Source organism: Pseudomonas sp. QD4 (assembly GCF_049199125.1).
Classification (GTDB): domain Bacteria; phylum Pseudomonadota; class Gammaproteobacteria; order Pseudomonadales; family Pseudomonadaceae; genus Aquipseudomonas.
In genome coordinates, this window is the sequence record NZ_JBLZOM010000001.1 from 662,071 (window position 1) to 685,647 (window position 23,577).

Below are 23,577 nucleotides of genomic sequence, written 5' to 3' on the forward strand. Positions count from 1 at the left end.
GGGCGGGGTTGGCGCTGTCAGCGCTGCATGCCCCAACGCTTTACAGTCAGGCGCTCGACATTGGCGAACAGCAGGTTCTCCACCAGCAGCCCGATCAGAATCACCGCTGCCAACCCGGCGAACACCTTGTCGGTGTACAGCTCGTTCCGGTTCTGGAAGATGTACCAACCCAGCCCGCCCTTGCCCGACGATGCGCCAAACACCAGCTCGGCGGCGATCAGGGTGCGCCAGGCGAAGGCCCAGCCGATTTTCAGGCCGGAAAGAATCGACGGCAGCGCTGCCGGAATCAGGATGTACCAGACCAGGCGCAGGCCCTTGAGCCCGTAATTGCGCCCGGCCATGCGCTGGGTTTCCGACACCCCGCGAAAGCCGGCATAGGTATTGAGCGCCTGCGGCCACAGCACTGAGTGCACCAGGACAAAAATCAAGCTGTTCTGCCCCAGGCCAAACCACAGCAGTGACAGCGGCAGCAAGGCAATGGCCGGCAGCGGGTTGAACATCGCGGTCAGGGTGTCCAGCAGGTCGCGTCCCAGCTGGGTCGAAACCGCAAGGGTGGTCAGCGCAAACGCGAGCACGATGCCGATCACGTATCCCTGGAGCAGCACGGTCAGGGAGATCCAGACCTTGCCCGGCAACTCGCCGCTGAGCATGCCGTCGTAGAAGGCGGCGGCGGTCTGCAGGAAGCTGGGCAGCAACAGGTCGTTGTCCTGCACTCGAGCAGCCACTTCCCAGAGCACCGCCAGGACAATCAGGATCAGGCTCTTGCGCACCCAGCCCAGTTGCCAGATACGCAGTGGCCAGGGGATATCGCGGGTCAGGTCGTGCTGGGTAAATGGCTCCAGCGCGACTTCGTATTCTTCACGCACAGGACGGGTAAGGCTCATGCTGGGATTCTCTTGAGATCGGTAGCGCGTTACGCCGCGCAGGGCCAGGCTTCAGTACGCAATGCGCAGGTCCTGGAAGTTCAGCTCGGACACAGGTGCACTGCCCTCCTCCTCGTTGAACAACAACCGGTGAATACGCTGCGCGGTGTTCTGGAAACCCACGCCACCCAGGCTCTGCAGGTCATATTCGTGGCTGTTGATCTCGGCCCGTACCCGTCCGGGGTGCGGTGACAGCAGGAGAATCCGGTTCCCCACCACCAGCGCCTCTTCTATCGAGTGAGTGACGAACATCAAAGTGAATTGCACCTCGTCCCACAGTTGCAGCAGTTCCTCCTGCATCTTGCGTCGGGTCAGGGCATCGAGGGCGGCAAAGGGCTCATCCATCAACAGGATCTTGGGCTGCATGGCCAGGGCACGGGCGATGGCGACCCGGGCTTTCATGCCACCGGACAGGGTGTGCGGGTAAGCATCGGCGAATGCGCTGAGGCCGACTTTGGCCAGGTAGTAATGGGCCCGTTCCCTGGCCTCCTTGCGCTTCAGGGTGCGAGACGCCAATAACGGAAACATCACGTTTTGGATCACGGTCTTCCACGGTGGCAGTTGGTCGAACTCCTGGAACACCACAATCCGATCCGGCCCGGGTTGGGTCACTTCGGTGCCGGCCAGGCGAATCTGCCCTTCGCTGGGGGTGATAAACCCGGCCACGGCCTTGAGCAGCGTCGACTTGCCACATCCTGAGGGACCGAGCAGCACGAAACGGTCGCCCGGATCGATTTCAAAACTGACTTGGTGGGTGGCGCGCACCACGCGCTTGGCGGTGCGGTATTCGAGGCTGACATTTTGCACCTGCAGCAGCGGCTCGACTGCCGCTGGATCAAGGTGCCGGGTGACCGGGCTTTTGCTGGCCGTGTGGCCTTGCAGAACAGCGTTCATGGAAAAGCTCCCAGGTCAGAACGGCGCATCACCCTGGATGGTGGTGCGAAACAGTTTGCGGCGTAGATGTGCCGGGCATCCGGCAGCCAGGTGGATCAGCGAGCGGTTGTCCCAGAACACCAGGTCATGGGCCTGCCACTGATGCCGGTAGACATGCTCGGCCCGCACGCTGTGGGCATAGAGTTCGGTCAGCAACTGGCGGCTCTCATCGGCCGGCAACCCGACGATATGGGTGGTAAACCCCTCACTGACAAACAGCGCCTTGCGTCCGGTTTCCGGATGCACGCGCACGATCGGATGGCTGACTTCCACCACCTGGGCCAGTTGCTCGGCGGTCAGCGTGGGACGCCAACTCGCGGCGTTATGCCCCTCGCTGTAGCGCGCGGTGTAACTGTGCACCGCTGAGCGGCCCTCGACCGCCTCGCGCAGGTGTTGCGGCAAGGTGTCCCAGGCCAGGTGCATATCGGCGAACAGCGTATCGCCGCCTTCGCTGGGCAATTCCTGGGCATGCAGCATCGAGCCCAGGCTCGGCAGTTCCTTATAGGAAAGGTCCGAATGCCAGTACTTGCCGGCGTCCCCCAGGCCGATCGGCTGGCCGTCTTCAACGATGTTGGAAACGATCAGGATTTCCGGGTGGTTGTGCAGCAGGAACTGCTTGAGCACATGAATCTGCAACACCCCGAAACGGCGGCTGAAATCGATTTGCTGCTGCGGCGTGATGCGTTGATCGCGAAACACCACCACGTGATGGTCCAGGTGGGCCTGGTGCACGCGGGCAAAGTCGAGCTCGTTGAGCGGCAAGGACAGGTCCAGCCCCAGGATCTCGGCGCCGACTCGTCCGGAGAACGGGCGTACTTCAAACGATTGGGCGGCAATGGCAGAGGTTGAAACGAGGGAGGCTGCTGGCATGAGAACTCCGACTCCGTAAGCGGCGGCTGACTGAATAGGAGAACTTTAGAGGTATAAGAAACTTAATTTAAATACCTTTATTGCATATCAATAGAGCGCGAATGAGTAGTCAGAGGAGCGCTATCGCCAGGTATCGGGCCTCCTGGACCAGGGAGACGGACACTTTCTCTGCTCGAAGTCCGGTGCTAGAGTTCGCGCCATGGAACGAACCCCCACCGACCGCTCGCTGATTGCCTGGATGCTGTATGCCTGCGTCTTGTTCAATCTATTGGCCTGCGGCATTGCTCACGGACAGATGAGCGGTCTCACGCTCAACGGCCTCGGGGGGCAGTTCTGTTCGGTGTCCACCTCCGGTTCCGGCCTCAGCGACCTCGCCGCTGATCCGGCGACACAGGCCCAGAGCGACTGGGCCAGTACCTTCAACTGCCCGATGTGCAGTTCCATTACCCTCGGTATTGTATTTTTTGTCTGCCTGGCCTGGCTGATGCGCTCGCGTAAAGTCCAGCGCCGTCCCGTTGAAACCCGCAGTAAAGCCCCGCCCCGCTATTCCTGGCCCTCGGCCAACCCTCGCGCCTCCCCCTTGCACTGATCGATCAGGGTCATCGCGGCCTGACTTCGCCTGTGTCCGTGCGTCTTGCCGGGCACCCGGTGCCGTCACGCCGATAGCGCCACTTGCCGGCCCTCGGGCCCGCCTCGGTGCGCGCGCTGCTGACCCTTTCCAACCCTGATCACACCCTCGCCTGCGGCGCCGAGTGCGCCGCAGCTGGAAAGTATCAAGCATCAAACCACCGGCCGGTGCGGCTGCATGGGCATCGGCCCGGGTGCATGACAAGGAACGCAAGGCATGACAAACAAGGCAATTTGCTACGGTTTATCCCTGACGCTATGGGGCGCCAGCGTCGCGGCCAAGGCACAAGACCAGAGCCTGGAACTGCCGGCAACGCCGGTCATCGGTTCCTCGGTGATCGACCAGAACAGCGTCGATTCATTTGCCAGCCTGACCACCGTGGTCGGCCAGCAACAGATCCGCGACCTCAACGCCCTGGACCTGGCATCAGCCCTGCGGCGGACGCCCGGGGTCACGGTTTCACGCTTCAACCCGGTGGGTTCGTTTGGCGGTGCCGAAGGCGGCGCGGTGTATATCCGCGGCATGGGAGCGAGCCGGCCGGGCAGCGAGATCAAGACTTACATCGACGGCGTACCTTTCTACATGGGCGTGTGGGGCCACCCGCTGCTGGACCTGCTGCCGATCAATGCGATGCAGAGCATCAACGTCTACAAGGGCCCGCAGCCGCAGAAGTTCGGCAACACCTTTGCCGCCATCGACCTGACCCCACGCACCGCCGACGCTTTGGACAATCAGCACGGCGAACTGCAATTCAGCGGCGGCAGTTCTCGCACCGCCACCGAGCAGGCATCGCTGATCGGCCGCAGTGGCGACTGGGATTATCTGCTGGCCCAGGGCGCGGCCCATTCCGACGGGGATCGGGCGGATGGCGATGGCCGCATGAACAATGGCCTGGCGCGGATCGGCTACCGCTTGAACGACAACTGGAGCGCCGGCCTGTTGCTGCTGCACGCCAACAACCAGGCCTCGGACCCGGGACAGAAAGGCCGGTCCGAAACCAAGACCGGCCACTTCAATACCCGTGGCACCCTGGCGTCGGTGTCCCTCGACCATGGCTACGAGTGGGGCGACGGCAGCGTCAAGCTCTACCACAACCAGGGACGGGGCAGTGCGTTGGAGCAACAAGGCCTCGACGGCGACACCATCAGCGATTTCACCCTGCAAGGGCTGCGCTGGGAGGAAACCCTGCGCCCCTGGCGCAACGGCGAAGTGGCGCTGGGCCTGGACATTGATGAGAGCAAGGGCAGCGTGGCCTACAAGCGTGTTGCCCCCGCGCCCCGCGCCGACTTCGATGCGCCGACCCTGCGCGTGATCTCGCCGCACCTGGCCCTGAGCCAGGCTTTCGAGCTGAGTCATGACTGGACCCTGACGCCCTCGGCCGGGGTGCGCACCTACGACCACAACGTGTTCGAAAGCGCGACTGCGCCCCATGCCGGGTTGCTGCTGTCCAGCAGCCAGCTGGAGTTTCGCCTGAACCGGTCGCGGGGCATCAACTACCCGGGCCTGGGGGCGCCGGTGATGGCGAATCTGATTCCAGCCCTGGGCGACACCTGGCGCGAATTGAAGCCGGAGCAACTGGATCACCGGGAGTTCGGGGTCAAGTTCAACCCCTTCGATCGCACGACCCTGGACCTGGCGCTGTTCAAGGACAAGCTCCAGGACCGCTACCTGTTCGCCTTCCCGCCGGCGGTTTCACGGCCTTCATTCATCAACCTCGGGGACTACCAGATCAAAGGCGCCGAAGCCACCTGGCAACAGCGCTGGACCGACAGCTGGAGCAGCTTTGTCGGCTACACCTGGCTCCAGCCATCGCTGAAGACCCTCCCCTACGCCCCCCGGCAATCGCTGTCGCTGGGGACCACTTACGAAACCGGCCCCTGGCGCTTCAGCACCGATGCCCAGTACCAGCGCGGCATGTATGTACTGGCCGAAGAACGCACGGCCGGGGCGAACAACTTCTCCCAGGTTTCAAGCTTCACCGTGGTCAACCTGCGGGTCGGGCACGCAGTGCCGGCCCTGGGCAAGGTCGGCGAAGTGTTTGTCGCCGTGGAAAACCTGTTCGACCGTGACTACGCCTACCGCACCGGCTACCCGATGCCCGGCACGTCGGCGCAACTGGGACTGAAACTGGGCTTTTGACCTACCGCTATCCCCTTCGCTGCCGGTCTGTCGCCGGTGGCCTCGACTCGAGGAAACACCCCATGAAATTTGCCCCCTTGTTACTGCTGCTGGGCAGCCTCTCCACTGCGGTCCTGGCCGATAGCGCCGCCGACCAGCAAAGCATCGAACACCTGATGCGCCACACCTGGGAACGCCCCGACGCGGCGCTGGATGTCGGGCCGGTGACGGTCGAAGGCGAGCACGCCGTCGCCGGCTGGACCCAGGGCCAGCGCGGCGGCCGGGCACTGCTCAGCAAAAGCGCCAGCGGTTGGCGGGTGGTGCTCTGCGCCGGAGACTCGTTGCTCGACCCTGCCACCCTGCGCAGCGCCGGCTTGACGCCTGAGGCTGCAGGCCACATGAGCCAGGCAGTGATCCAGGCCGAAAGCGCCCTGCCCCCGGCCCGGGTCAAGCAACTGGCGCTGTTCAAAGGCGTGATGCAGGTCGAGCAGGATCCGGCTCATCAAGGCCATTGATTGAGCACCCGGTTCATGAACTGAGCCTGTGCTGATCTGCCGCCTGGCCGCCGGCTGGTCGACGCCGCGTCAGGCCCGCTCCGTTGGGAGGATCCCCCAGATCCTCCTTGCGCCCGCAGCGGGCTGTAAATTAGCATTGGGAATACTTCTCACTCTCAAAAATAGCCGTCCATGAGCGATTCCCTGCCCGCAGGCCTCCAGACCCACAGGCGCACTGTCGAGGCGCTTTACAGTGGTCATCACAACTGGCTGTACACGCGCCTGCACAGGAAGCTGGGCAATGCCATGGATGCGGCCGACCTGATGCACGACACCTTCACCCGGATCCTCGCCTCGCGGGTGGAGATCATCGAGGAACCACGCGCCTACCTGAGCTGTGTCGCGCGCGGGATCCTGGTCAACTGGTATCAACGCAAGGCACTGGAACGAGCCTACCTCAGCGCCCTGGCGCAGTTGCCGGAGCCCGAGGTGCCGTCACCCGAACAGCGTTTGCTGGTACTGGAAACCCTGCATGAAATCGACGCCCTGCTCGACGCCTTGCCGCGCCTGGTCAAGCGTGCGTTTCTGCTGTCGCAGATCGGCGGCTTGAAATACGACGACATCGCCAGTCAGCTCGGGGTGTCGCTGATCACCGTCAAACGCTATATGAAACAGGCCTTCTTGCAGTGCCTGAGCCTGGTGGACTGATGCCCATGGCCAGCAAGGCGTCGATCATCGACCCGCAAGTACTTGAAGAAGCCGCCGAATGGCTGATGCGTCTGCACGAAGGCGAGGTCTCGGCCCAGGACCACGCCGCCTGGGAACGTTGGCGCACCAGCAGCGCCGAATGCCAGCGAGCCTGGGAGCGTGCCGAACAGTTGCTGGGCAAGTTCGGCGGGCTGCCGCCGACGGTGGCGATGTCTTGCCTCGACCGCCCGCAAAACCCGGGCCGCAGGGCGGCGCTGGGCAAACTGGCGGCGCTGCTGGCCCTGGTGCCGGCGGGCTGGAGCGCCTGGCAGCTCGCCGAATGGCAACAATGGACCGCCGATTACCGCTCGCAGGTCGGCCAGCAACGGCACCTGACCCTGGTGGACGGCACCCGGCTGACCCTCAATACAGACTCGGCGGTGGATGTGCGCTTCGACGCCCAGCAACGCCTGGTGCTGTTGCGCCGTGGCGAGATTTTCGTCGACACCGCGGTCGACAACCGCTCCAACCCGCGGCCTTTCCTGGTGGCGACTGCGCAAGGTCGCATGCAGGCCCTGGGCACGCGCTTCAGCGTGCGTGAAGAACCTTCGCGAACCCTGCTGGCGGTGGTCGAAGGTGCAGTCCGCGTGGCCTTGGCCGGCGCCGGAGCAATGCCCCCTCTGATCGTCCAGGCCGGGCAGCGCAGCGCCTTCTCCGCCCTCGCCTTTGAAGGCCTGCAAGCCATCGACAGCGCTGCCCTGGCATGGACCCAGGGCATGCTGCTGGCCGACAAGATGCGCCTGGCGGACTTTCTCAGCGAACTGACGCGTTATCGCCGGGGCCTGGTGCGCTGCGACCCGGCCATTGCCGACCTGCCCATCTCCGGCTCCTACCCGCTGAGCGATACGGGTCGGACTTTGAACATGCTGGTGCAGACCTACCCGGTGGTGGCCAAGACCCATCTCAATGGCTACTGGGTGCTGTTGTCGCCGCGCTGAATCGCCTTCGAAAAAAATAATCGATCCGGGCTGATACTTTTTTCGATCTCGGCTGGCTAGAGGAGAAAGCACTCCTCAACTCGTCAATAAAGGATCCTCCCTCCATGTCCGTTGCCCGTCCTCCCCTGCTGGACCGCAGGTTGCACCTGGCCATTCGTAGCGCCCTGCTGGGCCTGGCCCTGGCATCGGCCAGCCCGAGCCTGTGGGCCGCCGCGCCGGTGCAACTGGACAGCGTCGCCAGCCGCCCCTACGAGATCGCCAGCGGCCCCCTGGGCTCGACCCTGTCGCGGGTTGCCGTCGAAGCCGGCCTGGCACTGTCGTTCGACCCGGCATTGACCGAGGGCCTGAACAGCCCCCGGGTCAGCGGCAATTATTCGGCCCGTGAGGTCCTGCAGCAGCTATTGGCCGGCAGCGGCCTGGACCTGGTGGCCCGCAGCGATGGCAACTACACCCTGGCGCCCCGCCCGCGTGACGGCGCCGACCTGACCCTGGAGCAAACCACCATCAACGCCAGCGCCAACCTGGCCGACGCCTTGCCCGAGGTGTACGCCGGCGGCCAGGTGGCACGCGGCGGACGCCTTGGCCTGCTGGGCAACAAAGACCTGATGGACGTGCCATTCAACGTGGCCAACTACACCTCGACCATGATCAAGGACCAACAGGCGGTGACCGTGGCCGACGTGCTTGAGCGCGACTCTTCGGTGCGGGCCACCGGCCAGACCGGCGGCGTGGTCGACTCGTTCTTCATTCGCGGGTTTCCGATCGGTGAAGGCAACCTCGGCGAACTGGCATTCGACGGGGTGTATGGCGTGGCACCCAATTACCGGGTGTTTACCGAGTACGCCGAACGGGTCGAGGTGATCAAGGGCCCCGGCGCCCTGCTCTACGGCATGTCGCCCAACAGCGGCGTCGGTGGCGTGATCAATATCGTGCCCAAGCGCTCGCTGGACCAGGACCTGACCCGCTTCACCGCCAGCTACGCCACCGACAGCCAGCTTGGCGGGCATATCGACCTCAGCCGGCGTTTCGGCGACGAGCGCCAGTTCGGGGTGCGCATCAACGGCAGCACCCAGCAGGGCGATACTTCGATCGACAAACAATCCCGGGAAGTCGATATCGGCGCGATCTCCCTGGATTACCAGGGCGAGCGCCTGCGCACCAGCCTCGATCTGATCAGCCAGCAGGAAGAATTTGACGCGCCCTCGCGGCCATTCCTGATTGCCCAGGGGGTAGACATCCCGTCCGCGGCCAACGGCAGCACCAATGTCACTCAGGACTGGGGCTGGGCCAAGACCCGGGACAAGGCCGCGCTGCTCAGCGGCGAATATGACTTGAATGACGCCCTGACCCTGTTCGCCCATGCCGGTGGCGGCAAGTCCGATGTGGCGCGGATGTCCGACCAGACGCCAACCATCACTAACGCTGCCGGCGACACCTCGTCGGTGCCGGGCTACTACAAGTTCGAGGTCGAGCGCTACACCGTGGATGCCGGCGCACGCGCACGGTTCGACACCGGGCCGGTGGCCCACAGCACGTCGCTGCAGGTCAGCCGCTACCGCGACGAGCTGTCACGGGGGATTATTTCGGCGCCGGCCGTGTTGTCCAACATCTACCACCCGGTCGATCGTCCGAAACCGGCGATCCCCACCCCGGATGCGCTGAAAGTGTCCGAAACCGAACTCTCGGGCGTGGCCCTGGCCGACACCTTGTCGGTGCTCGATGAGCGCGTGCAGGTGACCCTCGGCCTGCGCAAGCAGAACATCCGCTCCGACAACTACAGCCCAGCCGGCGTCGTAACCTCGGCTTACGATGAAAGCGCCACCACCCCGCTGTTCGGCGTAGTGATCAGGCCCTGGGAACATGTGTCGCTGTACTACAACTACATCGAAGGCCTGAGCAAGGGCGATGTGGCCCCGGCCACGGCGTCCAACTCCGGGGAAATCTTCGCCCCCTATATTTCGCGCCAGCAGGAAGTGGGGCTCAAGGTTGACTACGGCACCTTCACTTCGACCCTGAGCCTGTTCCAGATCAAGAAGCCCAGCGGCGAGCTGGCCGCCGGGGTGTACTCGGTACAAGGCGAACAACGCAACCGTGGAGTCGAGCTCAACATGTTCGGCGAAGTGGCCGAGGGCACGCGCCTGCTCGGTGGCGTGACCCTGCTGGATGCCGAGCTGACCAAGACCGGCACTCCCGCCAACCGTGGCAACAAGCCGGTGGGCGTGCCCGAGGTCCAGGCCAACCTGTGGGCCGAATGGGACCTGCCCTGGGTGGAAGGCCTGACCCTGACCAGTGGCGCGATCTACACCGGCAGCCAGTACGTCAATCAGTCCAACGCCCAGGAGCTCGACCCCTGGACCCGAATCGACGCCGGGGCCCGCTACAGCACCCAGATCGAAGGCCGCCCGACCACCTTGCGCGCCACGGTGCAGAACCTGTTCGACCGTGAATACTGGTCCGGCGTCGCCTCCTATGGCGCCTTCTCCCAGGGCGCGCCACGCACCCTGCTGCTGTCGGCCTCGGTCGATTTCTAAAGCTGCGGCGCTCTGGGACACAACGTGTGTCAGGGGTGTTTGCGCTGTTGGACGGTGCCAGTGCAGCCTATGGCAGCGGCTACAGCTGTAGCCGCTGCGAGCCCGCGAGGCTGCGCTGGTCCTCACAACCACCGTGCTGGCCCAGAACTGTTGCGACTACAGATCGAACCGGTCGATGGCCCGGCGCCGCTCGTTGTCGTCGCGCACATCGTAATTGGCCGTGGTCTGGATATTGGTGTGGTGCGCCAGCTTCTGGGCAATCGACAGGTCATGTTCTTCGATCACCCGGGTGATGAACGAGCGGCGAAAGTCATGGGGCATGATCCGCACCCCGACCTCGGCCCCACGTTGCCGGGCGATGTAGTAGATCGCGTGTTTGGTCAGGCGCTCGCGGCAGATATGGCTGCCCCGGCGGATGCGGTTGAACAGGAACAGATCATCCTCCTGCCCCGGTGGTAACTGCGAACGGCGGTAATCGAGCCAGGCCTGGAGCTTGGCGAACGCCCACTGCGGTGCATATTTGATCAACTGCTTGTTGCCCTTGGCGATCACCTGCAGGCTGCGTTCGTCGAAATCGACCTGGGCCAGATCCAGGTTCACCGACTCCGACTTGCGCATGCCCGAGCCATACAGCACCGCGATGATCGCCGCATCGCGCAGGCCCTGGGGCCGCGGATCCGCCGCGCAGGCCGCCATCAACTCCTGAATCAGCGTGCGCTTGAGGTTGCGCCCCTGGGACAGCCGCGTCCCGGCCATGGGCTTGACCGAGCGCATGCGAAGCAGATGTTCCTGGCTGATCAGGTTCAGGCGCCAGGCCTCGTTCATCACCCCGCGCAACGCATTGACGTACAACGACGAGGTGTTGGGCGCGTAACCGTCGCTGCGCAGCGCCGCCACCAACTCGATCACATCGGCGGGCTGCAACCGGTGCCAGGCAAGGTCTTCGATATTGCTCTGGTCGTGGCCCAGGCGGTCGGCGGCATCCTGCAGCACATAGCGCATGGTCAACTGGCTCGATGGCGCCAGTCGGGCGAGGTACAGGGTCAAGGGGTTGGCAGCGTGCAAGGGGTGCTCTTTTGTCCGGGTCATGGCGGTGGGGCGAACGTGAAGCACGTTCAACTTTCAGGCGGTTCACGTTGAGCGGATTCAATCCGGGTTGCAAGGTTTCAAGCGCGAATCCATCGCCGCAAGGGGGGTTCAGGTATTTGCCAAAAGGGCTTGGCGTGGGCCTTGGCATCCATTTGAAGTCGGCGCGGGGCAAAGTCTGAACACTAGCTGTCTAGGTCAAAGATAAACGCCGCGTTGGCTTTTTTTTCATATTCGTTTCACATTTTTCCGCTTAACCTGAATCCACTCTCAAGCCTGAAGCGTAATGCAAGTCATTCCTCCAATTGAAAAGATAACACCTTGATCTACATTTACTTTTGGCCGCTATGGTCTTTACTGCAACAGAGCATGAATTCCCACGTCGCGCTGACTTATGGATGAGACTGAATGACTGTACATGCCCCTCCTCGCCACACACCGGTTACGGCGCGCACCGCGTCCTCGACTTTGTTTGACTCCTGACACTTTTTCACCCCGAGGTCTGCATGAATCAGGTTTTCCTACCTTTCTCACGCCCGAGTATTGGCGATGAAGAGATCGCCGCTGTAGAGCAGGTTCTGCGCTCTGGCTGGATCACCACCGGCCCGCAAAACCAGGAGCTCGAACACCAATTTGCACAACGGGTCGGCTGCCAGCATGCCGTCGCCCTGTCCTCCGCCACCGGCGCCATGCATATCACCCTGCTGGCCCTGGGCATCGGCCCCGGCGACGAAGTCATCACTCCATCCCAGACCTGGGTCTCGACCGCCAACATGATCTGCTTGCTGGGGGCGACCCCGGTGTTTGTCGACATCGACCCCGACACCCTGATGACCGATGCCCAGCGCATCGAGGCCGCCATCACCCCGCGCACCAAGGCCATCATCCCGGTGCATTACGCCGGTGCCGCCTTTGACCTGGACCCGCTCTACGCCTTGGCGGACAAGCACGGGATCCCGGTGATCGAAGACGCCGCCCACGCCGCGGGCACTCAGTACCGTGGCCGGGCCATCGGCGCCCAGGGCACGGCGATTTTCTCCTTCCACGCGATCAAGAACATGACCTGCGCCGAAGGCGCGATGTTCACCACCGATAACCAGGCATTGGCTGATCGGGTGCGCATGCTCAAGTTCCACGGCCTCGGTGTGGATGCCTATGACCGCCTGACCCACGGTCGCAAGCCCCAGGCCCAGGTAATCGAGCCCGGCTTCAAGTACAACCTGGCCGATATCAATGCCGCGATCGCCCTGGTCCAGCTCAAGCGCCTGGAGCAGATCAACGCCCAGCGCGAGACCCTGGCCCAGGCGTACCTGGAACGCCTGGCCGGCCTCCCGGTGCAACCGCTGCACCTGCCCGCCTACCCGCAGCAGCACGCCTGGCACCTGTTTATCCTGCGCATCGATGCCGAGCGCTGCGGGATCGACCGCGATGCGTTCATGAAAGGCTTGCAGGAACAGAACATCGGCAGCGGCATCCACTTTATTGCCACCCACCTGCACACCTACTACCGCCAGCGCTTCCCCGACGTGCAACTGCCCAATACCGAATGGAACTCGGCACGCCTGTGTTCGATCCCATTGTTCCCCGACATGACCCTCGACGATGTCGATCGGGTCGTCGGTGCCATTGCCACCCTCCTGGACTGAAGCCTTTGAAACCTTATCCGATTCAGTTCGTGTCGATCGTGATCCCGGTCTACAACGAAGAAGAGAGCCTCCCCGAACTGCTGCGGCGCACTGAAGCAGCCTGTCGCCTGCTCAAGCACGACTTCGAAATCGTGCTGGTCGACGACGGCAGCCGCGACGAGTCGGCGAACATCCTGCAAGCCGCCGCCGAGCGCGAAGGCAGCCCGGTGGTAGCGGTGATCCTCAACCGAAACTACGGGCAGCATGCGGCGATCATGGCCGGTTTCGAACAGGCCCGTGGCGATGTGGTGATTACCCTCGACGCCGACCTGCAGAACCCACCGGAAGAAATCCCGCGCCTGGTGGCCCAGGCTGAGCTGGGCTACGACGTGGTCGGCACGGTGCGCAACAATCGCCAGGACTCGGCCTTCCGCCGCTGGCCGTCGAAGCTGATCAACCTCGCGGTGCAGCGCTCCACCGGGGTGGCCATGAGCGACTACGGCTGCATGCTGCGCGCCTACCGCCGCACCATCGTCGACGCCATGCTCGCCTGCCGCGAGCGCAGCACCTTTATTCCGATCCTGGCCAACAGCTTTGCCCGCCATACCACCGAGGTCCTGGTGGAGCATGCCGAGCGCGAGCACGGCGATTCGAAATACAGCCCGATGCGTCTGGTCAACCTGATGTTCGACCTGATCACCTGCATGACCACGACCCCCTTGCGCCTGCTGAGCATCATCGGCTTCAGCATGGCGGCGCTGGGCATGCTGTTCGCCTTTGCCCTGATCCTGTTGCGCCTGGTGTTTGGTGCCGAATGGGCGGGCGACGGCACTTTTGTGCTGTTCGCGGTGCTCTTCGTATTCACCGGTGGCCAGTTCATCGGCATGGGCCTGCTGGGTGAATACCTGGGGCGCATGTACAGCGACGTTCGTGCCCGGCCACGCTTCTTCATCGAAAAAGTCTTGCGCAGTCAACCTGCCGCCCCTGCTCCCGTTGTCACTGTCGACGGTCTTACTTCCACTCTCTCTGATCAGGTTTCGCCATGAGCAATAAAGCTGTCGTCTTCGCCTACCACGATATCGGCTGTGCCGGCATCGAAGCCCTGCTCGCCGCGGGTTACGAGATAGCCGCGGTATTCACCCATGCCGACGATCCGAAAGAAAACACCTTCTACGGCTCCGTGGCCCAGTTGTGCTCCCTCAAGGGCATCCCGGTGCATGCGCCGGAAGACGCCAACCACCCGCTGTGGATCGAGCGCATCGCCAAGCTCAACCCCGACTACCTGTTCTCCTTCTATTACCGCAACCTGCTGAGCGAAGCCCTGCTGGCCACCGCCGGCAAAGGTGCGTTCAACCTGCACGGCTCGCTGCTGCCACGCTATCGCGGCCGTGCTCCGGCGAACTGGGTGCTGGTCAATGGCGAAACCGAAACCGGCGTGACCCTGCACCGCATGGTCAAGCGCGCCGATGCCGGGGCGATCATTGCCCAGGAGCGCGTGGCCATCGACCGCACCGACACCGCCCTGACCCTGCACGCCAAACTGCGTAACGCCGCTTCCAGCCTGCTGCATGACACCCTGCCGCTGCTGGCCCAGGGCAAAATCAGCGAGACCGCCCAGGACGAGTCCAAGGCCACCACCTTCGGCCGCCGTACCCCGGCTGATGGCAAGCTGCTGTGGAAGAACAGCGCCGAGCAGCTGTTCAACCTGGTTCGCGCCGTGACCAAGCCGTACCCGGGCGCGTTCTGCGCCGTGGGCGAGCACAAGCTGATTGTCTGGAGCGCCGACGTGGTCAAGGGCAATGAAGGCCTGGCCCCGGGCCGGGTGATCAGTGTCGACCCGCTGCGCATCGCCTGCGGCCAGGACTCGTTGGTGATCAACGCCGGCCAGCGCAATGAAAACGGCCTGTACCTGAGCGGCCCGCAACTGGCCAACGAGCTGGGGCTGGTGGATGGCTCGGTGCTGCGCGGCGCGGAATCCGGTCGTGCACCACGCCGGACCCGGGTGCTGATCCTGGGGGTCAACGGTTTTATCGGCAACCACCTGTCCGAGCGCCTGCTGCGTGATGACAAGTACGAAGTCTACGGCCTGGACATCGGCTCCGACGCCATCGAGCGCCTGCGCAGCCACCCCAACTTCCACTTCGTCGAAGGCGACATCAGCATCCACTCGGAGTGGATCGAGTACCACATCAAGAAGTGCGACGTGGTCCTGCCCCTGGTGGCCATCGCCACCCCGATCGAATACACCCGCAACCCGCTGCGTGTGTTCGAGCTCGACTTCGAGGAAAACCTCAAGCTGGTGCGCTACTGCGTCAAGTACAACAAGCGCGTGATCTTCCCCTCGACCTCCGAAGTCTATGGCATGTGCCAGGACAAGAACTTCGACGAAGACACCTCGAACCTGATCGTCGGCCCGATCAACAAGCAGCGCTGGATCTACTCGGTGTCCAAGCAACTGCTGGACCGGGTGATCTGGGCCTACGGCGCCAAGGGCCTGAACTTCACCCTGTTCCGTCCGTTCAACTGGATGGGCCCGCGCCTGGACCGCCTGGATTCGGCGCGTATCGGCAGCTCCCGAGCCATTACCCAACTGATCCTGAACCTGGTGGAAGGCACGCCGATCCGCTTGTTCGACGGCGGCGAGCAGAAACGCTGCTTCACCGACATCGCCGACGGCATCGAAGCCCTGGCGCGGATCATCGACAACGACAATGACGCCTGCAACGGTCAGATCATCAACATCGGCAACCCGGACAACGAAGCCAGCATCCGCCAGCTCGGCGAAGAGCTGCTGCGTCAGTTCGAAGCCCACCCGCTGCGGGCCAACTTCCCGCCGTTCGCCGGCTTCCGCGATGTCGAGAGCAAGGCGTTCTACGGTGCCGGTTACCAGGACGTGGAGCACCGCAAGCCAAGCATCGCCAACGCCAAGCGCCTGCTGAACTGGGAGCCGACCGTGGAGATGAGCGAAACCATCGGCAATACGCTGGATTTCTTCCTGCGTGAAGCCATGCTCGAAATTGCGGACAAACGTTGATGCAGGCAGGTCTGCGCATCGATGTCGACACCTATCGTGGCACCCGTGAGGGGGTGCCGCGATTGCTCGAACTGCTGGATGAAGCCGGGGTCAAGGCGACCTTCTTCTTCAGCGTCGGTCCGGACAACATGGGGCGCCATTTATGGCGCCTGATTCGTCCGCAGTTCTTGTGGAAGATGCTCCGTTCCAATGCTGCGGGGCTCTACGGCTGGGACATCCTGCTGGCCGGCACCGCGTGGCCGGGCAAACCCATTGGCCGCGACCTGGGGCATCTGATGCGCCAGGCCCTGGCCGCCGGTCATGAAGTCGGCCTGCACGCCTGGGATCACCATGGCTGGCAGGCCAACGCCGGGCGCTGGAGCCAGGCGCAACTGATCGAGCAGGTCCGCCAGGGTCTCGACACTCTCAATGACATTCTTGGCCAGCGCGTCGACTGTTCGGCAAGCGCCGGCTGGCGTGCCGACGAGCGTGTGATCGAGGCCAAGCAGACCTTCGGCCTGCGCTACAACAGCGATTGCCGTGGCGATTCGATCTTCCAGCCGCGGCTGGCGGACGGCAGCCTTGGTGCGCCGCAGATCCCGGTGGACCTGCCGACCTTCGATGAAGTGGTCGGGCCGGTGGTGGCAGCGCAGGATTTCAACGCGTTTATTCTGGATCGGTTCAGCCCTGACAAGCTCAACGCCTACACCATTCATGCCGAGGTAGAAGGGATTCTGATGGCCAATGATTTCCGTCAGTTGCTGGCCAGTGCCCAGCAACGCGACATCCAGTTCCAACCCCTGGGGCAACTGCTCCCCGCGGATCTGTCCAGCCTGCCCCAGGGGCAGGTGGTGCGCGGCGCCCTCGAAGGCCGTGAAGGCTGGCTGGGAGTACAGGGCGCATGAGTAGACACTGGGCCCTGCCCTTACTGCTGATTGCCTTCGGCCTGTTCTACCTGGCGCCGCTGGCCACCCATGGCCTGTGGATCCCGGACGAGACCCGCTACGCGCAGATCAGCCAGGAAATGCTCCACAGTGGCAACTGGGCCAGCCCGCACTTCATGGGCATCCGTTACTTCGAGAAGCCGGTGGCCGGTTACTGGATGATCGCCATCGGCCAGGCGCTGTTCGGCGACAACCTGTTTGGCGTGCGCGTGGCCTCGGCCCTGAGCACCGGCCTCAGCGTGGTCCTGGCCTATCTGCTGGCCCGGCGCCTGTGGAACGATCCGCGCAAGAGCCTGGCCAGCGCCCTGCTCTACATGAGCTTTACCGTGGTTGCGGCGCAAGCCGGCTACGCCAACCTCGATCCGCAGTTCACCTTCTGGGTCAACCTGAGCCTGGTGGCGCTGTGGTTTACCTTCGATTGCCGCACCCCACGCGGCCAGGTGCTGGCCTGGGTCGTGCTGGGCCTGGCCTGCGGCATGGGCTTAATGACCAAGGGCTTTCTCGCCTGGCTGCTGCCGGTGCTGGTGGCCCTGCCCTACGCGGTCTGGCAGAAGCGCCTGCGCTCGCTGCTGATCTACGGCGGCATCGGCGTATTGGTCGCGATCCTGATCAGCCTGCCCTGGGCCCTGGCGGTGCACGCCCAGGAGCCGGACTACTGGCGCTTCTTCTTCTGGCACGAGCACATCCGGCGCTTTGCCGGGGACGATGCCCAGCACGCCTCGCCCTGGTGGTACTACTTGCCGTTGCTGGTGGGTTTCAGCGTGCCCTGGGTCCTGCTGCTGCCAGCCAGCCTGAAACAGGCCTGGCAACAGCGGCGCCTGAACAGCAGCGGTTTCCTGCTGCTGTGGCTGGTACTGCCCCTGGCCTTCTTCAGCCTGAGCAAAGGCAAGCTGCCGGCCTATATCCTGCCGTGCCTGCTGCCCCTGGCACTGTTGATGGGCAACACCCTGATGGACCGCCTGGCCGCCGGCAAGACCCGACTCCTGGCCTGCAACGGTGTGCTCAACCTGGTGGCCGGCGTCTTGGGACTGCTGGCCCTGGTGTACTTCCAGCTGAAAAAACCGGTGTATGTGGACGAGCCCCAGCACCTGGTATTGGTGTACGTGGTGCTGCTGGGCTGGATCCTCAGCAACCTGCTGCAGGCCATGCGCCCTTTGTCGCTGTGGGCGGCGCCGGCCCTGGGCAGCTTTCTGCTGGTGGCCCTGGCCCCCGCGGCCCTGCCGAACAAGGTGGTCTACAACAAGATTCCCGACCAGTTCATCATCGACCACGTCGCCGAACTGGGTCAGGCCAAGGCCCTGCTGAGCAACGACCTGGGCGCCGCATCGGCCCTGGCCTGGCGTCTGGGCCGCGCCGACGTGACGCTATACAACACCGAAGGCGAAGTGAAATACGGCCTGGGCTATGCAGACACCGCCGCGCGCAAGGTCGACCTGAATCAGGTCCAGCCATGGATCGCCGAAAACCGCCAGCAAGGCACCATCGGCGTGGTGATGCGGGTCAAGAGCAGTGACGAAGCCCATGAAGTCGAATTGCTGCCCAAGGACGCCAAGCGTTACGAGCAAGGCAATATCGTGATCTTCATCATTCCCCAGAGCCAGCCATGAGCCTGGTGCTTCTATTGCTGGCCTGCGGGCTGACCTGCCTGGGCCAGGTGGCGCAGAAGTTTGCCGTTGAAAGCTGGCGTGACCGCCCTTCCAGCGCCCTGCAAAAGCTGCGTTCAGGCTGGCTATGGATGGCCCTGTTCAGCCTCGGCCTGGGCCTGCTGGTGTGGCTGCTGGTACTGCAACGCATGGAAGTGGGCGTGGCCTACCCCATGCTCAGCCTGAACTTTGTATTGATTACCCTGATTGCCCACTTCGTGTTTCGCGAGCACATCGACCGCCGTCACTGGCTGGGCGTGGCGCTGGTGATTGCCGGGGTACTGCTGTTGAGTCGCCACGCATGAGCCGGTCCCGCGGTTTCGCCTTTGCCATGGGCAGTGTGAGCCTGGTCAGCGCCGCCCAGTTGGGCATGCGCTGGAGCATGACCCGCCTGCCCGAGCCGGCCCAATGGCTGGACGCACTGGGCAGCGGCGGCATTGATTATGTGGCCCTGGGCGTGGTGCTGGCAGGCATCTGTGCCTATGCCCTGTCGATGCTGTGCTGGCTGCTGGCCCTGCGCGACCTGCCCCTGGGCCGCGCCTATTCGCTGCTGAGCATCAGCTACGCCCTGGTGTACCTGCTGGCGGCCGGCCTGCCCTGGTTCCATGAACCCTTCACGCTTTCCAAAAGCCTGGGGGTGGCCTTGGTCATCCTCGGCGTGATTACCATCAACTCTCGATCTGCACCCGCGACAAGTCCCAGGAATACCCCATGAAAATCAGCGTATTTGGAAGTGGTTACGTCGGTCTCGTACAGGCCGCCGTGTTGGCTGAAGTCGGCCACGATGTCATCTGCATGGACATCGACGAGAACAAGGTCAAGCTGCTGCAACAGGGGCATGTGAGCATCTTCGAACCTGGCCTCGCCAGCCTTGTGCGCGACAGCCTGGAAGCCAAGCGCCTGCAGTTCACCAGCGATGAAAAACTCGCGGTGCTGCATGGTCAGGTGCTGTTTATCGCGGTGGGCACGCCCTCCAGCGACGACGGTTCGGCGGACCTGCGCTACGTATTGTCGGTCGGCGACGCAGTGGCTCGCCACCGTCAGCAGCCGGTGATCCTGGTGGAGAAATCCACAGTGCCGGTGGGCACCGGTGACACCCTCAAGGCCCACATCGAGCAGGCCCTGGGCGGGCGTGAACTGGAGTTCGATATCGTCTCCAACCCGGAATTCCTCAAGGAAGGCTCGGCCGTGACCGACTGCCGCCGTCCGGACCGGATCGTGGTCGGTTGCGAACGCGAAGAAGTGCGGGAAGTGATGCGTGACCTGTATGCGCCGTTCAACCGCAACCATGACCGCATCATGTTCATGGACCTGCGCAGCGCCGAGCTCACCAAGTACGCCGCCAACTGCATGCTGGCGACCAAGATCAGCTTCATCAACCAGATCGCCGAACTGGCCGAACACCTGGGGGCCGATATCGAATCGGTGCGCCTGGGGATCGGCGCTGACACCCGCATCGGCTACCACTTCATCTACCCGGGCTGCGGCTACGGCGGCTCGTGCTTTCCCAAGGATATGCGTGCGCTGATCCACAGCGCCCAGGCGGCCAATTGCTCCAGCGATCTGTTGCAAGCGGTGGAAGCAATCAACGAGCGGCAGAAACACAAGCTGTTCGAGCGCATCAATGCCTTCTACAAAGGCGACCTGCGCGGCAAGACCTTCGCCCTCTGGGGCCTGGCCTTCAAGCCCAACACCGATGACATGCGCGATGCGCCGAGCCGCGTCCTGCTCGACTCACTGTTTGCCGCCGGTGCCCAGGTCCGCGCCTTCGACCCGGAAGCCATGCAGGAAACCCAAAAGCTGTATCCCGACGAGTCGAAGCTGATGCTGATGGGCACCCCGGAATCGGTACTCAACGGCGCCGACGCCCTGGTGATCTGCACCGAATGGCAGCAGTTCAAGGCGCCGGATTTCGAACTGATCGAACAACGGCTCAAGGCCCCGGTGATTTTCGACGGGCGCAACCTGTACGACGCCGAACGCCTGGCGCGCAATGGCTTCACCTACTTCCCGATCGGTCGGGGCGAGTCGCGCAACCTGCCTATCCCCCATCAACAATGGTCTGCGCACACGGTCGATGCCTGAATGAATCCGCTCCCCAGTCCCCCTTCGAAAACTCTTCTCTGGCAATCGTTGGGGCTGGGGCTGCTGGCATTACTGCTGTTCTGCGCCGGCGTCTATCAGCAGCCGATCATCGGTTTCGACTCGCGCTTCGTGCTGTTCGCCAAGGAGATGCTGCGCCACGGGCCGGGGTTTTTCCCCACCACCTATGGCCAGCCCTACGCTGACTATTCCAGTGCCTCGACCCTGTTGATCTGGCTGTTTTCCCTGCCCTCGGGCCAGGTCAGCAGCCTGAGCGCCTGGTTGCCCACGGCCATCGCTTCGGCACTGATCGTCAGCCTGATCTACCGCCTGCTGGCGCCCTATTCCAGGACCTGGGCCTTGCTCAGCGTCGCCCTGCTGTTGCTCAGCAACACCTTTATCAGTGAAACCCGCGCCGTGTCCCAGGACCAGTTGCTGGCGGCGGTGGCCCTGGCGGTGTTTTACCTGGGGTATGCCCATGACCACTTCGCCGCGCCGCGCCGGCTGTGGCTGATTTTCCTGTTGCTGGGCCTGGGTTTCGCCATTCGCGGGCCGATCGGCCTGGTGATTCCCACCGGTATGCTCTGCAGTTATTACCTGCTCAACGGCCAATGGCGGCGCCTGTTCGGCTTCGGATTCAGCGCCCTGTTGCTGCTGGGCGCCTGCGTTGCCCTGCTGCTGTGGCTGGCCAGGCTCAGCGGAGGGCAAGCCTTTGTCGACGATGTGATCCGCATGCAGTTCATGGGGCGCATGGACGGCAGTGAGGGCGCGAGCGATGCCTTCTACTATTTCACCAGCTCCCTGGGCAACTACGCCCTCGCCTACCCCCTGGCGATCCTGGCGTGGATCGCGGTCCTGCTGGGCCGCTCCAGGGAATCGGGCCCGGCATTGAAGCTGCTGCGCCTGTGCACTGCTGCCGGACTGGTGGTGATGATCGGCCTGTCGATCCCCCAGGCGAAAAAGGCGCGTTACCTGCTGCCGATGCTGCCCATGGCGGCGATGGTTGCGGCCTATCCCTTCCAGGTTCAGCAGGGCCGCTGGTTCGCCTGGCTGCGCGGCCTGATCCAGGGCCTGTGGCTGGTATTGCCCGGGCTGTTGCTGATTGGCCTGCTGCTGTTACGGCGTAAGTTTCCCGAGCAACTGGAGCACCTGGCGCCGATGCTGATCCTGCTTGGGCTGTTGCAGGCCGTCGCCCTGGCCTGGCTGCTCAAGCCGCGCTGGCGAGCCGTCGGCCTGGCCTACACCGCCGTGCTGGCGGTGTGGGCCAGCTATATCGGAGTGTTCGAGCCGGTGCAGCGCCAGTTGTACGACACGCAAGCCTTCACCGAGGCGGCGCTGCAGCTGATCCAGCGCGACCCGGCGCCGCTGGTGCTGTACGGCATGGGCAAGGACGCCAAGGCGATCAAGTTCATGGTGCACCTCGAACAGGATATGCAACCGCTGTTCACCGATCAGCCGCAAGGCCTGGCGCAGGTGCCGGGCCCAGCCTGGGTGGTGATCGACCGTAACCTGCTGCCGAGCCTGCACGACTCGCCCCTGGGCCAACTGAAACCAGCCTTGAGTGGGCGCTTCGACAAAAATGACTACCTGTTGCTGCACGTTCCGGCAGGCTCGACGCCCCAGCCCTGAGGCTATCGGGGCTGGGTGATTGACCCGGGGCACACGAGCATTTGCGTTACGCCATGCACCGGATTCTGTAGGCTGCGCACAGAAGGTGCCTGTGATGGGCGCTCCAGGGCGGCTCAACGGATGCTGCCCGTATCCGGCACAAGGACTCTGCACGGTCGTGGCTACTTATTCCCTGGTTATCCGGCGCCTGATGATCTGTTCGCTGACCATCGTGATCAGCCGCGCCATCACCAGCCCGTTGCTCACGCTGTTTCTCAGCGAAAAGCTGCACCTCGACCAACATGACGTCGGCCTGCTGCTGGGCATCGCGGTGTTTGTCGCCACCCTGCTGGCGCTGTACGGCGGCTACATCATCGACCGCCTGGACAAGCGCCGGCTGCTGATCCTGACCATGCTCTCCAGTGCTGTCGGTTTCGTGCTGCTGACCTTTGCCCACAACCTCTACCTGACCACCGTGATTCTGGTGGTGACCGAGACCGCCTCGGCGCTGTTCCTGATCGGCTCCAAGGCGATCCTCAGCGAGAACCTGCCCATCAGCCAACGGGCCAAGGCCTTCTCCCTGCGCTACACCTTGACCAATATCGGCTACGCCACGGGGCCGATGCTGGGCGTGGTGATCGCCGGCGCCTGGCCCTTGGCACCGTTTCTGATTGCCGGTGGCATCGCCCTGTTCAGCACCCTGCTGATGCGCGGCATTCCTTCGGCGTCGGGCAGCGATACCCTGAGCAAACCGCAAAGTTTTATCCAGACCCTGGTCACCCTGAAAAACGACCGCACGCTGATCATGTTCACTGCCGGTTGCCTGCTCAGCACCATCGTCCATGGCCGCTTCACCCTGTACCTGTCGCAGTACCTGCTGGTCACCTCGGACGCCCAAAGCGCCCTCGACACCATGGCGGCCCTGCTGGCCTGCAACGCCTTGTGCGTGATCCTGTTGCAGTACCAGATCGGCCGCTTCCTCAAGCGTGAGCAACTGCGCTACTGGATTGCGGTCGGCACCGGCCTGTTCATCCTCGGGCTGATCGGCTTCAGCCTGGCCGACAGCCTGCTGGGCTGGTGCCTGGCGATGTTCGTCTTCACCTTGGGCGAAATGATCATTTACCCGGCGGAGTTTCTGTTTATCGACACCCTGGCCCCCGATGCTCTGCGCGGCAGCTACTACGGCGCGCAGAACCTGGCGGCCCTGGGCGGTGCATTGAGCCCGGTGATTTGCGGTTACCTGCTGGTGCACTCACCGGCGCCGACCATGTTTTATGCCTTGAGTGCGCTGACTGCACTGGGTGGGTTGCTGTGTTTCCTCAGTGCCCGGCGCGTGGCCTTGGCTGACCCAGCTTAAATGCAATATTAATGCAGTTAAGCAGCATCATTATGAA

At 63.5% G+C, this 23,577-nt stretch carries 20 protein-coding genes; 16 read left to right on the plus strand and 4 right to left on the minus strand.

What is annotated here, in order from left to right; all coding sequences use genetic code 11:
- Positions 1–17: 17 nt before the first annotated feature.
- Genes ACOZJV_RS03000 through ACOZJV_RS03010 form a run of 3 tightly spaced genes read right to left on the minus strand, consistent with a single transcriptional unit; the run spans position 18 to position 2,726 of the window.
- Positions 18–884 carry an ABC transporter permease gene (locus tag ACOZJV_RS03000; protein WP_078472923.1) on the minus strand — a complete coding sequence of 289 codons (867 nt, stop codon included), beginning with the start codon at positions 882–884 and terminating at the stop codon, positions 18–20.
- Between the two features lie 51 nt (positions 885–935).
- Positions 936–1,817, minus strand: coding sequence for an ABC transporter ATP-binding protein (locus ACOZJV_RS03005; RefSeq protein WP_421546787.1), 882 nt, complete (start codon positions 1,815–1,817; stop codon positions 936–938).
- Between the two features lie 15 nt (positions 1,818–1,832).
- Positions 1,833–2,726, minus strand: a complete 894-nt coding sequence (locus tag ACOZJV_RS03010; RefSeq protein ID WP_421546788.1) for a TauD/TfdA dioxygenase family protein — start codon at positions 2,724–2,726, stop codon at positions 1,833–1,835.
- Between the two features lie 199 nt (positions 2,727–2,925).
- Between ACOZJV_RS03010 and ACOZJV_RS03015 the strand changes: the two genes are divergently transcribed.
- From ACOZJV_RS03015 to ACOZJV_RS03040, 6 genes are all read left to right on the plus strand, one after another.
- A complete protein-coding gene (locus tag ACOZJV_RS03015; protein WP_078472920.1) occupies positions 2,926–3,315 on the plus strand; it encodes a DUF2946 domain-containing protein in 390 nt (129 codons plus the stop codon).
- 255 nt (positions 3,316–3,570) lie between these two features.
- Entirely contained in the window at positions 3,571–5,493 is a 1,923-nt protein-coding gene (locus tag ACOZJV_RS03020; RefSeq protein WP_421546789.1) for a TonB-dependent receptor, read from the plus strand.
- A gap of 62 nt (positions 5,494–5,555) precedes the next feature.
- Positions 5,556–5,987 (plus strand): copper uptake system-associated protein, encoded by a 432-nt coding sequence (locus ACOZJV_RS03025; RefSeq protein WP_421546790.1) that lies wholly within the window; start codon positions 5,556–5,558, stop codon positions 5,985–5,987.
- A 171-nt stretch (positions 5,988–6,158) separates the two neighbouring features.
- Positions 6,159–6,674 (plus strand): sigma-70 family RNA polymerase sigma factor, encoded by a 516-nt coding sequence (locus ACOZJV_RS03030; RefSeq protein ID WP_421546791.1) that lies wholly within the window; start codon positions 6,159–6,161, stop codon positions 6,672–6,674.
- Positions 6,675–6,679: 5 nt separating this feature from the next.
- The gene (locus ACOZJV_RS03035; RefSeq protein ID WP_421546792.1) at positions 6,680–7,651 is read left to right on the plus strand and encodes a FecR domain-containing protein; all 972 of its coding nucleotides are present in this window, start codon (positions 6,680–6,682) and stop codon (positions 7,649–7,651) included.
- A 104-nt stretch (positions 7,652–7,755) separates the two neighbouring features.
- Complete coding sequence (locus ACOZJV_RS03040; protein WP_421546793.1) at positions 7,756–10,182, plus strand: TonB-dependent siderophore receptor; 2,427 nt, start codon at positions 7,756–7,758, stop codon at positions 10,180–10,182.
- Positions 10,183–10,338: 156 nt separating this feature from the next.
- Here the strand turns inward: ACOZJV_RS03040 and ACOZJV_RS03045 are convergent, their stop codons facing one another.
- Entirely contained in the window at positions 10,339–11,271 is a 933-nt protein-coding gene (locus tag ACOZJV_RS03045; RefSeq protein ID WP_421546794.1) for a site-specific integrase, read from the minus strand.
- A gap of 503 nt (positions 11,272–11,774) precedes the next feature.
- Between ACOZJV_RS03045 and arnB the strand changes: the two genes are divergently transcribed.
- The 10 genes from arnB to ACOZJV_RS03095 all read left to right on the plus strand — a co-directional run bounded on the left by arnB (position 11,775) and on the right by ACOZJV_RS03095 (position 23,540).
- Positions 11,775–12,914, plus strand: a complete 1,140-nt coding sequence (arnB, locus tag ACOZJV_RS03050) for a UDP-4-amino-4-deoxy-L-arabinose aminotransferase (RefSeq protein WP_421546795.1) — start codon at positions 11,775–11,777, stop codon at positions 12,912–12,914.
- A 5-nt stretch (positions 12,915–12,919) separates the two neighbouring features.
- Positions 12,920–13,939 carry an undecaprenyl-phosphate 4-deoxy-4-formamido-L-arabinose transferase gene (gene arnC / locus ACOZJV_RS03055; RefSeq protein ID WP_078472912.1) on the plus strand — a complete coding sequence of 340 codons (1,020 nt, stop codon included), beginning with the start codon at positions 12,920–12,922 and terminating at the stop codon, positions 13,937–13,939.
- Positions 13,936–15,927 carry a bifunctional UDP-4-amino-4-deoxy-L-arabinose formyltransferase/UDP-glucuronic acid oxidase ArnA gene (arnA, locus tag ACOZJV_RS03060; protein ID WP_078472911.1) on the plus strand — a complete coding sequence of 664 codons (1,992 nt, stop codon included), beginning with the start codon at positions 13,936–13,938 and terminating at the stop codon, positions 15,925–15,927. The genes arnC and arnA overlap by 4 nt, the downstream gene beginning before the upstream one ends.
- Positions 15,927–16,811, plus strand: coding sequence for a 4-deoxy-4-formamido-L-arabinose-phosphoundecaprenol deformylase (gene arnD, locus ACOZJV_RS03065; protein WP_421546796.1), 885 nt, complete (start codon positions 15,927–15,929; stop codon positions 16,809–16,811). The genes arnA and arnD overlap by 1 nt, the downstream gene beginning before the upstream one ends.
- Positions 16,808–18,457 (plus strand): lipid IV(A) 4-amino-4-deoxy-L-arabinosyltransferase, encoded by a 1,650-nt coding sequence (arnT, locus tag ACOZJV_RS03070; RefSeq protein WP_421546797.1) that lies wholly within the window; start codon positions 16,808–16,810, stop codon positions 18,455–18,457. Before arnD ends, arnT begins: the two co-directional genes overlap by 4 nt.
- On the plus strand, positions 18,454–18,798 hold the full coding sequence (arnE, locus tag ACOZJV_RS03075; protein WP_421546798.1) for a 4-amino-4-deoxy-L-arabinose-phosphoundecaprenol flippase subunit ArnE: 345 nt from the start codon (positions 18,454–18,456) through the stop codon (positions 18,796–18,798). Before arnT ends, arnE begins: the two co-directional genes overlap by 4 nt.
- Positions 18,795–19,208, plus strand: a complete 414-nt coding sequence (gene arnF, locus ACOZJV_RS03080; protein WP_078472907.1) for a 4-amino-4-deoxy-L-arabinose-phosphoundecaprenol flippase subunit ArnF — start codon at positions 18,795–18,797, stop codon at positions 19,206–19,208. Before arnE ends, arnF begins: the two co-directional genes overlap by 4 nt.
- A complete protein-coding gene (locus ACOZJV_RS03085; RefSeq protein ID WP_078472906.1) occupies positions 19,205–20,578 on the plus strand; it encodes a UDP-glucose dehydrogenase family protein in 1,374 nt (457 codons plus the stop codon). Before arnF ends, ACOZJV_RS03085 begins: the two co-directional genes overlap by 4 nt.
- On the plus strand, positions 20,579–22,204 hold the full coding sequence (locus tag ACOZJV_RS03090) for an ArnT family glycosyltransferase (protein ID WP_421546799.1): 1,626 nt from the start codon (positions 20,579–20,581) through the stop codon (positions 22,202–22,204).
- Between the two features lie 157 nt (positions 22,205–22,361).
- Positions 22,362–23,540: an MFS transporter gene (locus ACOZJV_RS03095; protein WP_421546800.1), complete on the plus strand. Its 1,179-nt coding sequence runs from the start codon at positions 22,362–22,364 to the stop codon at positions 23,538–23,540.
- The last annotated feature ends 37 nt before the right edge of the window (positions 23,541–23,577 follow it).